General features: G+C 49.3%; 10 protein-coding genes. 7 read left to right on the forward strand and 3 right to left on the reverse strand.

Features of this window, described 5'->3' with window-relative positions:
• Positions 1–281: 281 nt before the first annotated feature.
• The 5 genes from R0J87_RS17900 to R0J87_RS17920 all read left to right on the forward strand — a co-directional run bounded on the left by R0J87_RS17900 (position 282) and on the right by R0J87_RS17920 (position 7303).
• A complete protein-coding gene (locus tag R0J87_RS17900) occupies positions 282–1211 on the forward strand; it encodes a hypothetical protein (RefSeq protein ID WP_498887860.1) in 930 nt (309 codons plus the stop codon).
• A gap of 105 nt (positions 1212–1316) precedes the next feature.
• Positions 1317–4514, forward strand: a complete 3198-nt coding sequence (locus R0J87_RS17905) for a type I restriction endonuclease subunit R (RefSeq protein ID WP_498887862.1) — start codon at positions 1317–1319, stop codon at positions 4512–4514.
• Positions 4515–4621: 107 nt separating this feature from the next.
• On the forward strand, positions 4622–5725 hold the full coding sequence (locus R0J87_RS17910; protein ID WP_078087603.1) for an AAA family ATPase: 1104 nt from the start codon (positions 4622–4624) through the stop codon (positions 5723–5725).
• On the forward strand, positions 5722–6315 hold the full coding sequence (locus R0J87_RS17915; protein WP_498887864.1) for a DUF4276 family protein: 594 nt from the start codon (positions 5722–5724) through the stop codon (positions 6313–6315). The genes R0J87_RS17910 and R0J87_RS17915 overlap by 4 nt, the downstream gene beginning before the upstream one ends.
• A 184-nt stretch (positions 6316–6499) precedes the next feature.
• A complete protein-coding gene (locus R0J87_RS17920) occupies positions 6500–7303 on the forward strand; it encodes a hypothetical protein (protein WP_498887865.1) in 804 nt (267 codons plus the stop codon).
• A 224-nt stretch (positions 7304–7527) separates the two neighbouring features.
• Here R0J87_RS17920 and R0J87_RS17925 read toward each other — a convergent pair whose 3' ends face one another.
• The 3 genes from R0J87_RS17925 to R0J87_RS17935 all read right to left on the reverse strand — a co-directional run bounded on the left by R0J87_RS17925 (position 7528) and on the right by R0J87_RS17935 (position 11435).
• The gene (locus R0J87_RS17925; RefSeq protein ID WP_498887867.1) at positions 7528–8727 is read right to left on the reverse strand and encodes a tyrosine-type recombinase/integrase; all 1200 of its coding nucleotides are present in this window, start codon (positions 8725–8727) and stop codon (positions 7528–7530) included.
• A 377-nt stretch (positions 8728–9104) separates the two neighbouring features.
• Positions 9105–9884 (reverse strand): transporter substrate-binding domain-containing protein, encoded by a 780-nt coding sequence (locus R0J87_RS17930; RefSeq protein ID WP_498887869.1) that lies wholly within the window; start codon positions 9882–9884, stop codon positions 9105–9107.
• Between the two features lie 231 nt (positions 9885–10115).
• Complete coding sequence (locus R0J87_RS17935; RefSeq protein ID WP_498887871.1) at positions 10116–11435, reverse strand: acetamidase/formamidase family protein; 1320 nt, start codon at positions 11433–11435, stop codon at positions 10116–10118.
• A 578-nt stretch (positions 11436–12013) separates the two neighbouring features.
• Between R0J87_RS17935 and R0J87_RS17940 the strand changes: the two genes are divergently transcribed.
• Positions 12014–12349 carry a hypothetical protein gene (locus R0J87_RS17940; protein ID WP_498887872.1) on the forward strand — a complete coding sequence of 112 codons (336 nt, stop codon included), beginning with the start codon at positions 12014–12016 and terminating at the stop codon, positions 12347–12349.
• A gap of 375 nt (positions 12350–12724) precedes the next feature.
• Entirely contained in the window at positions 12725–13288 is a 564-nt protein-coding gene (locus R0J87_RS17945; protein ID WP_498887874.1) for a hypothetical protein, read from the forward strand.
• Positions 13289–13324 lie beyond the last annotated feature (36 nt).

Here is a 13324-nt window from a genome sequence, read left to right on the forward strand (position 1 = left end):
ATAACTTGTCACCGGTTGAGTATGAAAGGCGTTACTTTAAGAGCCTAACGGGTGTCTAGAATACCCGGGGCGATTCACTTAGAGGTAGGTCTGTCATTTCACAGATTCTCGATTACGGTGCTGCACTTGGAAGCCTTGATGAACGCAGCCAAGTTGAACTGTTTTCTCAAGGTCTACCTGGCTGTACTCGGCTTGAACACGTCGCTTTGAAGCTAGTGGGAGATCCCAATCGGGCGCGTTGGGTAGCGCAAAGTTACAGAAATCGGCTGTCTCAGGGGCAGTTGCATTACATCATTGCTTGCGATGAAGCACCTGAAGGTTTATCAGAATGGATTCGTTCAGCCAGTAGGAACGATGCAACCGATTATCAGATTAGTGTTTTGGAAGTCTCCCCGTTTCAAAACGATGAGTATCCTGAAGACATTATATGGCTATCTCAGCCCATAGCTCGCACTGAGACCATACATCGAACCACTGTGGAAGTTATCCGGAATGATGACAGTGGGCAGCTTTCGGTCAATATTTCTAGCGAATCACCCGATACCATTGAAGAGCGGGCTGAGTCTGATCAGCCGTTAGTCGCCTCTGGCCAGCGTAAGTTTAAAAATGGGATTGAGACGGTTGCCGAAGAAATTGTTCTGCCCAGCAAGATGATTCACACGGCTTTGAAGTCGGCCAATCAGCAAGGAGTTAGCGCTGACTGGGAGTGGGCTTACGATGCATTTGCCAACTCAGAGAGTGAAAGGATTGCTTTTTTAAGAGGAAAAAGAATTCTGGGGATGGTGGAAGGACGCTATGGAGTTAACCTAGCCCAGCCGTGGAGACCTAGCGTTTTTGTTGGTTATTACTTCTCTTCTCATGATCATAGTATCCAGCCTGTAGGCAAGGGGAGGGGCGGGGATTTCTCTATTATTCTTGATGTTACAAAGAATTGGGGGCAGCGGAATAGGTTCTGGGAAACGCCTGAGTACCGCTCGCTATGCCATCGACTAACCCAGCAGTCTGGCGAGTGGACGGTTTCGCAGGGAAATAACCTATGGCATCCGTTGATGATTCATCGCCCGATGGCCGACGTTATGAAAGGGGCAGTGGACGAATCTGACATGGTCAATCGCTGGTTCAGTGCTGCGAAAGAGGGACTTGATATGCTTTTGTCTGGTAGAGAGCTACAAGCACTTAGAGATAGGCTGGAGGACGAAGGCAAAGTATAACGAAAGCTGGCCATGGTGGGTTATGAAGAATGCTGGTTATCCACTGGCTTATGTATGATCAAAATAAAGTAAAGCAGCTATGTAGTTAACTACTAAGGATTTTCAATGCCAGACAGCAGGGAAGCGCAGTTCCAACAAGACATCATCGACGCCATGGCTGCTAGTGGTTGGGCAGTGGGTACTGCCAGCGGCTATGACCGCACCACAGCACTTTATACCGAAGACCTGCTGGGGTATGTGCAGGAGGCTTGGCCCGAGCGTTGGGAAAAGTTCTGCAAGGCTAACCCGCAATCGTCTGAAACGGTGTTTGTGCAGAAGGTAGTACGCGAGCTGGAGAGGGCAGGCACTTTAGAGGTGCTGCGCCATGGTTTTAAAGTGCCGGGCGTGGCATTCGACCTGTGCAGCTTTAAACCCGACCATGCCATGAATCCTGAAGCGCTTTCCCGCTACCGTGCCAACCGCCTTCGTGTGGTGCCGGAAGTTGCCTACTCGCCCCATGCCCGAGACAAAGCCAATGGCGGCCAGAGCTATAACCCGCGTCTGGATCTGGTGCTTTTTGTTAACGGTATTCCAACCGCCACCCTAGAGCTAAAAAGCGAGTTTAAGCAGTCGGTAGAAAACGCCAAGCGACAGTACCGCTATGATCGCCCCCTGAAAGACCCCATCACGCGCAAGATCGAGCCGCTGCTGGCGTTTAAGCGCGGCGCGCTGGTGCATTTTGCCGTTAGCCAAGCAGAAGTGGCGATGACCACCAAGTTGGCGGGCAAAGAGACGTTCTTTTTGCCGTTCAACCTGGGCAGCGAAGGCGGCGGTGCCGGTAATCCACCCGCAAAAGATGACAATAACTACGCCACAAGCTACTTGTGGGAGCGTGTGCTATTGCCGGATGCATGGCTGAAGATTCTCGGGCGCTTTTTGCACCTGGAGCAGAAAACTACCGAAGACTTTCACGGTCGACGCAAAACGAAAGAAACGCTGATTTTCCCGCGCTACCACCAGTGGGAAGTGGTCAATCAGCTGATTGAGACCACCCAAGCCAAAGATGGCGGCCAGCGCTATCTAGTTCAGCACAGCGCTGGTTCGGGTAAATCCAACTCGATTGCCTGGCTGGCCCACCAGCTCGCCAACCTCTATGACGAAAGCGGCCAGCACAAGCGCTTCAACTCAGTTATTGTGGTGACCGACCGCACCGTGCTGGATAGCCAGCTGCAAAACACCATTTACCAGTTTGAACATGCCCATGGCGTGGTCTGCCCGATCACCCGCGATGTCGGCAACCAGAGCAAATCTGAACAGCTGGCGGAGGCGCTGGCGAGCAATACCCGCATCATCATCGTCACGATCCAGACCTTTCCTGCGCTCTTCGATGCGCTGGATAAGCGGCCTACGCTTGCCGAAGGTCGCTATGCGGTGATTGCTGACGAAGCTCACTCTTCACAAGCGGGTGATTCTGCGCGCAAGCTCAAGGCTCTGTTAGCGGCTGCTGGCGAGAGCGCGGAAGATGATGAGGAAATCAGTGCAGAAGCAATGCTGGATGCAGCCGTGTCTACGCGTCGCCCTAATGAGCGCATCAGCTACTACGCCTTTACTGCCACACCCAAAGCCAAAACATTAGAACTGTTTGGCCGTGTGCCAGACCCAAGCTTGCCGCCAAGTGCGGACAACAAGCCTGAGCCATTTCATCTCTACTCAATGCGCCAGGCTATCGAGGAAGGCTTCATTCTTGATGTGCTGCGCAACTATGTGACTTACACCACCGCCTGGAAACTGGCCCATTTAGAAGATGAAGAGCAGGAGGTAGACGCCAAGAAGGCCTCCCGCGCATTAGCCAAGTGGGTGCGCCTGCATCCTTACAACATTGCCCAGCGCGTAGAGGTCATTGTTGAGCACTTTCGCGCCAATGTGCGCCACCTGCTAGATGGCCAAGCCAAAGCGATGGTGGTCACCGCCAGCCGCCAAGAAGCGGTGCGTTATCAGCTGGCGATGCGCCAGTATGTGGAAGCTCAAGGCTATAGCGACGTGCATCCCTTGGTGGCCTTTTCCGGCAGCGTACCGGCAGATGAGATCATTCCTGAAGAAGTCAGCGAAACCAGCAAGCTACTCAATCCCGGCGTGCGTGGGCGTGATTTAGCAGCGGCGTTAGATACCGACGATTTCAATGTGATGATTGCGGCCAACAAATATCAGACCGGCTTTGATCAGCCCAAGCTATGTGCCATGTACGTGGACAAGAAGCTGCAGGGCGTAGATTGCGTGCAGACGCTCTCGCGGCTGAACCGTCTGTTTCCCGGCAAACAGACGTTTATCCTCGATTTCTTCAATGAACCACCAGAAATTTTAGAAGCGTTTGCGCCGTATTACCGCAAAGCAACCTTGGCTGACGTTTCCGACCCGCAGGTGGTGTATGACCTTAAACGCACATTGGATGCTAACGGCATTTATCACTGGCCCGAGGTGGAAGCGTTTGCTACTGCTTTCTTTGACCCTAAAGCACCCGCCTCACGATTAAGTTACTACTGCCAGCCTGCTCAAGATCGTTTCAAAAAGCGTTATGAAATCACTGTAGAGCAGCAGCAGACGTGGAAAGATGCCCGATATCAAGCTGAGCAGCAAGGCGATGATAAAGGCTCAAAGCGTGCTGAGCAGGAGCTGGAAGACGCAGGCAAGACCCGCGATGAGCTTGATCTGTTTCGTAAAAACTTACAGAGCTTTGTACGCACCTATGAATTTCTGAGCCAGATCATCCACTTCGATGATGCTGAATTAGAACAGCTGTGCGTTTACGCCAAGCACCTGTATCCCTTGCTACGTATTGACCGGTTATTAATTGACGACCCTATTGATGTCAGCGAGCTTGAGCTGGACAGTTACCGGCTGACCAAGCGCGCCGAACAGCGCCTCTCGCTTGAAGAGGAGAGCGGTGACTATGGCTTGAAACCAATCTCAGATGTTGGCTCCGGCAAACCCCATGACCCCGAAACTCAACGCCTTAATGAGATTATCGAGCGTCTGAATGACCTCTACGGCGCAGATATTAGCGATGGCGATAAGCTGCATTTTGCCAATGGCATTGCTGACCGCATTGAGCGTGATGATGCTGTTATGGCCCAGATTAATCACCATGATGAAACCCAAGTGATGCACGGGCTGTTTCCCAAGCGCGTCACCGACGCCGTTTTAGATGCCATTAACGACCATGAAAAGCTCAGTATGCCGTTATTGGAGAACGAAGAAACCGGTAGGCAGTTTGCGCTACTGATCTTGAAGCTACTCACAGGTCGGCAGCTTGATGGTCGAATCTAGCGTATGATAGTAGCTTCAAACGTGGTGGTCTCATCACGACACTGCAAAGATTTTACTGCCTGCGTCAGGTGGATGATTTACATCTCATGGGCTGGAGGACACGGTGAATGGCTAAAGTTGGCTACCTCACGCACCTAGAAATTAATGGTTTTCGCTCTATCGAGTCTACCTCGCTAGAGCTCAAGCCACTGAACGTGCTAATTGGCCCCAATGGTGCGGGGAAGTCGAACTTCATCAATTTTTTTCGCTTCATGAATAAGCTGCTTCAAAAAGATTTGCAGCTATATGTAGCGGAACAGGGCGGGGCGGATGCGCTGCTTCATTTTGGCCGAAAACAGACTCCCACGCTTTCAACGTACTTGCGCTTTGACCCAAACAGCTATGGGGCAACCTTGATTCCATCACAGGATGGACGCTTAGTCTTTAAAGAGGAGTTTTGCGAGTTTTTTGCTGACGCCATAGGCTTTTCAGGTGGCGACAAAAAAAAAGCGCTTGCTAAGCCTGGTGCTGACGAATCAGCCTTGCCAGCCCCGCAGGGTATGACTATTGCAGGTAATGTGGCTAAGCACATTTCTGACTGGAAGGTATATCACTTTCATGACACCAGCAGCAGTGCGCCTATGAAGCAGGCGGGAGAGCTGTTAGATAATGATCGCTTACGCGAACAGGGTGAAAACTTAGCGGCTTTCCTTTATGACATTCAGACCCATAACCCAGACATCTATAAGCGAATTGTGTCCACGATCCAGCGGGTCGCGCCGTTCTTTCACGATTTCATACTGGCACCTGAACGGCATAACGACAGCAAAATTCGGCTGCGTTGGAAACATAAAGGCAGCGACGCTTACTTTGATGCCCATGCACTTTCAGACGGTACGCTACGGTTTATTTGCATGGCTACCTTACTGCTACAGCCCAGCCTGCCTTCCCTGATATTGCTAGATGAACCTGAGTTAGGTTTGCACCCGTATGCCATACAGCTATTGGGTTCCATGCTTAGGCTGGTTAGCCAATCAACTCAAATTATTATCTCTACGCAGTCAGTCTCGTTGGCTAATGAGTTTGGCGCTGACGATGTGGTCGTTGTGGAGCATCACGAAAATCGATCGACTTTTAAACGATTAGATGCTGGCGCGCTAGAAGCGTGGCTTGATGACTACCGTCTAGGAGATCTCTGGGAGAAAAATCTGCTGGGAGGTACGCCAGCATGATTCGATTGGGTATTAGTGTGGAAGGGGCAACGGAACGCGAGTTTGTGACGCGGGTATTGGCACCTGTATTGGCATATAGCAAAGTGTTTGCGTATCCCATCGATATGCATGGACGTGTTTCGCTTGAGCGAGTGGAAAAAGAGCTTAGCAAGCTGCTTGTGATGTTCGATCATGTGACTACGTTTTATGATTTCTACGGATTCCATAAACGACCAGAAGGAAGTGTCGATGCATTAGAGGCAGCGATCAATGATTTGGTGCCAGCCGACAAACGTCATAGATTCACGCCATACGTTCAGCAGTATGAATTTGAAGCGCTGGTACTCGCAGTGCCTGACCGTGCGGAAAGTGTCATTGGCATCAATGGCCTGGGAGATAAGATTCGTCAGATAGTTGATCAGTGTGGTGGGGCTGAACAAGTCAACGATGGTTATGATACCTGCCCCTCACGGCGTATTAAAGCGATTGCCCCTCACTATGATAAAAAATTCCATGGTCCAGTGACGTTAGAAGATGGTTTGCAGCAGGCGCGGGCAGCTTGCCCTCGCTTTGATGCTTGGCTGACTGCCATAGAACAGCTTAAAAAATAAAAGTATGCTTAAATAAAATTTAATTTTAGCCGATAGTTTCATTGCAGTACATACTCCTATGCTTTTTTTGCATAGGAGAATTAACAGGTGGTGCTTGTCTTAAAAATTGGTTTATGATTTAAAGCTGGTTAGGTTTGCAAGGAAGTTAAAAAGTGATGTTAGGTGATTTTGGAGCGAGGCCAGCATGAGTAATGATGTTAATGTATTTTTGACAAATAGTAATTATAATAAACTAAAAAGTATGTATGCTGGTTTGGTACTAAAAGTTGATGAAGAGGTGAGGAGCAGAGTTTATAAGGAAAATCTTTCATGGATCTTGGCTGATTTTGATTATAAATATCTTTTTGCTGAAGTTCTTCTTTTAAGTAATAGTGGTTTGGTTATTACTAAAAAAACAAAAAAAACAAGAAATGATATTTTTATTTTTGATGAAAAGGATACTGCTAAATACCATTACAGTAGAAGTTGTGAGTATTCAACAAAAGACTATCTTAATTTTGAAATTCCTGAGGAGGTCAAAGCCAAAGGCCTTAAGGAAATAGAAAGATTCAAAAAATTTTCAGAAGAGCATAAAAGCATTTTATACTCTGACGAAGCTTTGTTTTTAAAAAAAATTGAGGCTGCCTTTTTTTTAAAGAATGTACCTAAAAGGATTAATTATCCAAATTCTGGTGTTAGCAAGTTCTCAGGGCTTTCGCTTGCCGAAATGGAAAATGCTATCGATAGTCATATTGAAGAAGCACGAGTTTTTTACGATAACAACCCTTCTGTTAAAAATTACAACTATGCACACTCTGATTTTTTAGGAAGAGTTGAGCTCAGCAAAGATGATGAGAAATGGCACAATTTCTTTAAAAGGGATCTAAAGTTAAAGCTTAAAGAATACATTCAAAAGAGAGATGCAGATGAGTTTGCTCTTAAGAAAGATTTCCTAGATTCGCTTGGGTTTGAAGGATGCAAGGCATGTGCTATTGAGCTTGATTTTTAAGTAAGCAGCGAACCCCAGCCGGCGGTGGGGTTAATAACACCGGCAGTTAAAGCGCTACTTCTATAAAGAAGCTCCAATCCACAGCTATACGCTGAGTGTGGTTGCCCCGTTGGGAGAAACTGCTGTGCTCATTGAGGCGCTGCGGCACGCGTGATTTAATCCTAGGTGCCAACAGCTGGGTAAGCCGATTTCCTATCGGCACTGTTGGCATTGTTCTCAGATATTTAAAATGATGTAGTTATAAAGTCTCCCCAATCCTGCATCATCGCTCTGCGCTTTTCAAAAAGATCGCCACGGCGATAAGCAGCTTCAACCTTATTTTCTATTGTATGGGCAAGAGCCATTTCGGCTACATCACGTGGATAGCTGGTCACTTCCCCCGTCCAGTCTCGGAAACTTGAGCGAAATCCGTGGGGCACGTAGTTCCCTCTTTCACCATTTGGGCCATATCCGAGGCCACGCATAAATTGCAAAAGCGACATATTGGATAGCGGTCGGCCTGCTTTCATTCCTGGGAAAATAAAGCTGTTGCCTTTTACACGGGGAAGACCCTTCAGCAGCTCCATTGCCTGCTTCGATAATGGCACCCTGTGTTCTCGATTTGCTTTCATTCGGGCTGCTGGAATTTGCCATGTGGCTTTTCCAATGTCTATCTCGTGCCACTCTGCGTTGAGCACCTCAGAGGTACGTGTGGTTGTTAGTATCAAAAACTGCAGTGCTTTCGATGAAACGCTATTGTAAGCCTGGATGGAGCTTACAAATGTCGCTACCTCGTCATAAGGCATAGCAGGGTGGTGATTAACTTTTTGAATCCTTGACGGCTTAGCCAATAGCTTGTCGAGATGGCCACGCCAGCGGGCAGGGTTAACCGGGTCGCGATATTCGTTTGCTGCAGCGAAGTCTAATACGTTTTCAATACGCCCTTGTACACGCTTAGCGGTCTCGTTTTTGGCCGTCCAGATAGGCGTTAAAATCTTCAATATATCCTGCGTGGTGACATCTTCTACTGGGAGGTTGCCTATTACCGGGCGCACGTATGTTTTTAGCGTACTTACCCACTGGCGCGCATGCTTAGCGTTTCGCCAACTGCGACGGTGAGACTGAATGTAGCGCGCTGCACAATGAGTGAACGTTACAGGACGCGCTTCTGTATCAGCTTTCTGTTCACGTGCTGACAGCGGGTCGATGCCTTGCTTGACGAGCTTACGTTGCTCAGAAGCTAAATCCCTTGCCTCTGATAGCGGTATGTCGACGTAACTACCAAGCCCCATGTCACGTAACTTGCTATTCCAGCGAAAGCGATAAATCCAGCTTGCACCACCACCTTTACCAATTTTGAGGTACAACCCATCACCATCATTGGTCATGCCAGGGTTTGACTCCCTGACCAGTTTTTGAACGCCTTTTGTCGTCAGTTTGCCCATAGCCGCTATCCCCGAAGTAGGTTTTTAGCGTACCATATCCCAGCCCATACACCAGCCCATACTTGAGCTCTGTTTTACGTTGTATGTGAGTGGATGGGGTTGGACTATATTAACTATTTTTTTATTTTAAATCAGTGGTTTGCTGGATTGTGGTAGATGTTGTGGGATGTGTAGTATACGGACTGTCCCTCCGCCACTTATCTCGAAAAGCCCCTGATTCGTCAGGGGCTTTTTTCGTTATCTGGAAGTAAATTATGTCAGCGGTTTTTGCTTCTTAGAAGGTGAATGATCCGCGGTTGGTTACTTCACAATGTTTACATACCAAAAGGGCAGCACTGGCGTGCTGCCCTCATCGCTAGCAGTATTATCACTAGGCCTTAAATCTTAATATCGTAATCCACGTACTTATTCATTAGCTCGTCGTACGTACCGTCTTCCTTAATCTCACGTAGCGCCTCATTGAACTGCTCTGCTAAAGCCTCGTTACGTGGATGAAAGGCAGCGGCGACACCATGGCCGAAATAGCTCTTGGGTTCACGAATGAGCGGAGAGCTGGTCACTACGTCACTGCCGTCCTGGTTAACCCGAAGTGATGACAGCGCTAGCGGGTAATACATAAAGGCTGCGTCTAAGCGACCTGACTGAACGTCGACTGCTAAGTCTTCACCGGTTGCATAGCGGCGCACATCGACTAAATCGCCATAAGTGTCGGTGATGTAAGCATCACGAATAGTGCCGCGCTGTACGCCTACCGATAAGCCTTCAAGTGCGTCTTGGTCTTCAATATCAATCTCTTTGCCTACCTGAGTCACCCACACACTGGGGTTGCTGTAGTAAGGCTCTGAGAAAAGCACTTGTTCACGGCGTGCATCGGTAATTGCCATGGAGGAGACAATCGCGTCGTATTTGCGTGCCAGTAGACCAGGAATGATGCCATCCCAACCTTGCTCGACCCATTCACACTCACGCTCAATGCGTCGACATACCTCTTCGCCCAGCTCGACCTCAAAGCCTGTCAATGTGCCGTCGGGTAAGCGGTACTGAAAGGGCTCAAAGGGAACGTCAACCGCTAGCCGCAGCGGGGAGTCGGAATAGGCGGGAAGGGCGAACATCAATGATGTTAAGGCGGTTGCTACGCCTAGGGTCACTCGAGACATACCGATTTTCCTTCTTCTTTTTATATAAGTGTTCATGAAAGTTACCATGCTGCCTGGCAAGCCACTACCGCGTTTGCACCTCTGTTTTATGCAAATGAGCCAGTTGGCCTGTTAATCGAGAGACTTCGCCTTTAGGGGGCGAGTAAAAGTAGGCGTGTGAGCACAAAAGAAAACGAGCTGCCTATTAGAAAGGGGCAGCTCGTTGCGGGCAAGTAGCTTTAACCAGCAAACCTACAAATCATACTGCTCCCTGGCATAATCCCCCAGCCCTACCTCATCAAGCTTCGCAAGCGGCGCTAAAAACGTCACCTGAATAACCCCCGGTGCCCGGCCAATTTCAATAGCACCGTTAACGGTGGCTCGGTTGCGGATCTCCGCGACGCTCACCTTCAGCAGTTTGGCTGCCCGTTCCAGGCCGTTTTCGATGGCGTCGTTCAGGTTTGCGGCGGTGCCGACTACCGAAATAGGCGCTAGCGGTTCAATATGAGAAACGCCCCATTTTTCCGCAAGCCGCTGCCCTTTGGCCTTTTCCGAGGCGCTGAACGGTTTGGCCAGTGGTGGCAAATCTTCCAGTAGGGGAAAGAGTACCGGGCCATCTAGCGGGTAGTGTTTGACGACTTCCACCTGCAGGGTAACGCTGCCAGCCACGTCCATGGTGTGCCCGGCAATTTCACCATCGCCTTGGCCTGCGTGCATATCGCCCATATAGACGCCCGCGCCTCGCACTTTGACTGGCGCAATCAGAATGGCACCTGCCCGTACGGCATCAATGTCCATATGGCCATCGGTTTTGTGCTCCGCTAACTGCTCGGGCGTGATCGCGTATTCATGGGGCGCGCCTACCAAAAACGCGCCGAAATCTCCGGCGTTATGGCTATCGGGCATCGGCATGGAAGGGCACGTGCCTAGCTGGCCCATAAACGGGCGTGTGCGAATGAGCGTGCCCGGCATATCAGAAGGCGCATAGTTAAGAATCGAGTGCTGCTTGCTGCCGTCGGGTAGCGCCGAATAGTGGTCGGCACGCTGTGCAAACGTGGAAGCAACATCGCTGGGCACGGTGAGGCCAACGGTGCGCGTATCGTCAAACGTGACGGTATAGCCATGCACAATCTCGAAGGGTTTGACGGGGTTGTTGCACACATCACATCTCACCGCGTCTTGCCCGATACCTTCAATATGCGTTTCAGGCCACACGGTATCGCAGGTAGGGCAGCGCGCTGCCACGTAGGGGTCGCCCAGGCAAAAGCCTTCCGGTGAGCTATCGTGCCCGGAGGCCGTCGCAATGGAGGTGATGGTAATCTCGCGTATCCGTATCGCCACGCCATCGCCTACTTCTGCACCCTCGATAAACACAGGCGTAGTCACTTCATGCCCGCCACGCAAACGGGGCGTAATCATCGGCCCCCAGCAGCCGGGAGCCGTGTTCGCGATGATGGTGCCGCCACTCTCCACTGGCCCCAGCATCGGGGCGTTGGGGTCTAACACGCTGTTGGTGAACTCTTGAACAACAACGCTTCTGCGTACAAGGGTTGAGCTTTGATCATGTTGCATGTTGCTTATCCTTTTGTTTTTAATGCAATTAATGCGCTATGGAGTGAAGCGTGCCCCGGCAAGGCCCGCCGTGTAGAGATAGGAAGTTAGCTTGATTATTAACTATTAACTCAAAGTGGGTGGTGTGTACAAGAGCTGTCTATAGAGAGTCCGCTTTCACATCGCTAGACGTAAACCAGCGTAGCGGGTGTGGGCCATGGTTGGAGGCATGTAGAACGAAGCACAATAAAAAAACCAAATTGGTCATTTCTGTGGGGCGGTCGCGTTGTGCCTTAACAAAGCCCAGCAGTAAGCTCCGAACACAGCCTTACGAGTCTGTAAGCCAACAACAATTAATAAAAACGCTAGGAGAAAAAAAATGTTCAATAAAACCGCTATTGCTGCATCGGTCACATTGATGTCGATTGCGATACCCTAGCCGCCTCCAACGCAGCTTTCGTCGAAAGAACCGTCGCGCTGTGCGAAAAATATCAGCCTGCTAACGCAGACAATCGGACCACGGTAGGAGGCACTAGTTGCATTCATAAGGCTAGAAGGGCTATGTGAAGCCACCAGTAAATCCTCACCAAGAGCCTTACGTGGAGGAGCTAAATAGCCTGTTTAAATTACTCCACGAACACGATGATCGAGGTCTGGTTCTGACCATAGCAGCTTTCGCCGAGGATACACTGGAGATTCTATTACTTAACTACCTCCGCGAGCCAAAACAAGCGAAAGAACTGATCAATGGCTTTAATGCACCACTAGGAGCATTCTCCGTTAGGATCAAAGCCGCCTATGTGCTTGGATTGATACGAAAGGATTGCTATCAAACATTGGAAATACTTCGGAAAGTTCGGAATAGGTTCGCCCATAATTGGGATGGCGTATCGCTCGATAGGCAGGATGTCGAAAGTCTTATTAATCAGTTTTAGCCCTTTCGACGGGAAGAGTACGGGGCAAGAGAAAGCGAGGCTGGCAAAGCCTCAGGCCGGGGTCGACTGATAGAAAAAGTCTCTGACATTTTTATTGACCTTCGTACGCTCGCCAAAACTCTGAACAAGGACGGTATAAAGGCACCGCTCTTAATGGCAGAGAGGAAGCCAGTTAGCGTAGAGTTCGTGGAAGTCGAGCAATTTCAGATGAGTCATCTTAGGGCCCTTTGTGGAAGGTTTATACCAGCGTAGTCAGCAAGCAAGCGGCCGTTGGACATGCCTAACAAGTGCAGGTTGCCGGATAGGTACTATGCTCCGCAACTGCAAAAGTTATGTGCTAGACTGGTGCCGCACTTATAATAAGGGAATTGATTTGTGAGCGCAGGTAGTTCCGAAAGAATTAATGCCATCTTCGGTGGAATCTTGCCGCCACCCCAGTTGCTCCACGCTTTGGAAGGAGGAAGCCCTCGCATAATGCCAAATAAAGTTATGAGTTTGGCCGTAAAAAACGGATATGCATCAATTCCTCTTGATCGAAAGACATTAAAAAAAATTGACGATGGCAAGGAGGTTTCTAACAGGACATGGGATAAGCTGTTCAGTGCTCGAGAATTACAGGCAGCGAAAGAGCAGATTGAGAATGGCCTGGATTTTAAGGTTGGATCGTCAACTCTAGCTTGGTATGGGTTCGTAAAGGGTTACCATAATCGTCAGACACTAACTAATACTTTGAAGTTTATCAACTATGGTATACGACAAGAAATAGAGATTCAGTCTGACAAATATTGCTTGGCGGACGCAATTGAAAATTGGTCGATAGCAGTATCTGATAATAACTACGTTAGTGAAAAAGTGGCGCAATGCTTGCTTGAACTTCAAGCTAGTAGCGATGGCAATATGAATCGCCCCGGGTATTCTAGACACCCGTTAGGCTCTTAAAGTAACGCCTTTCATACTCAACCGGTGACAAGTTAT

The organism is Halomonas sp. SIMBA_159, assembly GCF_046536035.1.
Classification (GTDB): Bacteria; Pseudomonadota; Gammaproteobacteria; order Pseudomonadales; family Halomonadaceae; genus Vreelandella; species Vreelandella venusta_A.

What these genes read in the sequence shown, in the direction of transcription:
- R0J87_RS17920 (WP_498887865.1), top strand. Translation starts at nt 6,500, where the DNA reads ATGAGTAATGATGTTAATGTATTTTTGACAAATAGTAATTATAATAAA.
- R0J87_RS17905 (WP_498887862.1), top strand. Translation starts at nt 1,317, where the DNA reads ATGCCAGACAGCAGGGAAGCGCAGTTCCAACAAGACATCATCGACGCC.
- R0J87_RS17935 (WP_498887871.1), bottom strand. Translation starts at nt 11,435, where the DNA reads ATGCAACATGATCAAAGCTCAACCCTTGTACGCAGAAGCGTTGTTGTT.
- R0J87_RS17915 (WP_498887864.1), top strand. Translation starts at nt 5,722, where the DNA reads ATGATTCGATTGGGTATTAGTGTGGAAGGGGCAACGGAACGCGAGTTT.
- R0J87_RS17925 (WP_498887867.1), bottom strand. Translation starts at nt 8,727, where the DNA reads ATGGGCAAACTGACGACAAAAGGCGTTCAAAAACTGGTCAGGGAGTCA.
- R0J87_RS17910 (WP_078087603.1), top strand. Translation starts at nt 4,622, where the DNA reads ATGGCTAAAGTTGGCTACCTCACGCACCTAGAAATTAATGGTTTTCGC.
- R0J87_RS17930 (WP_498887869.1), bottom strand. Translation starts at nt 9,884, where the DNA reads ATGTCTCGAGTGACCCTAGGCGTAGCAACCGCCTTAACATCATTGATG.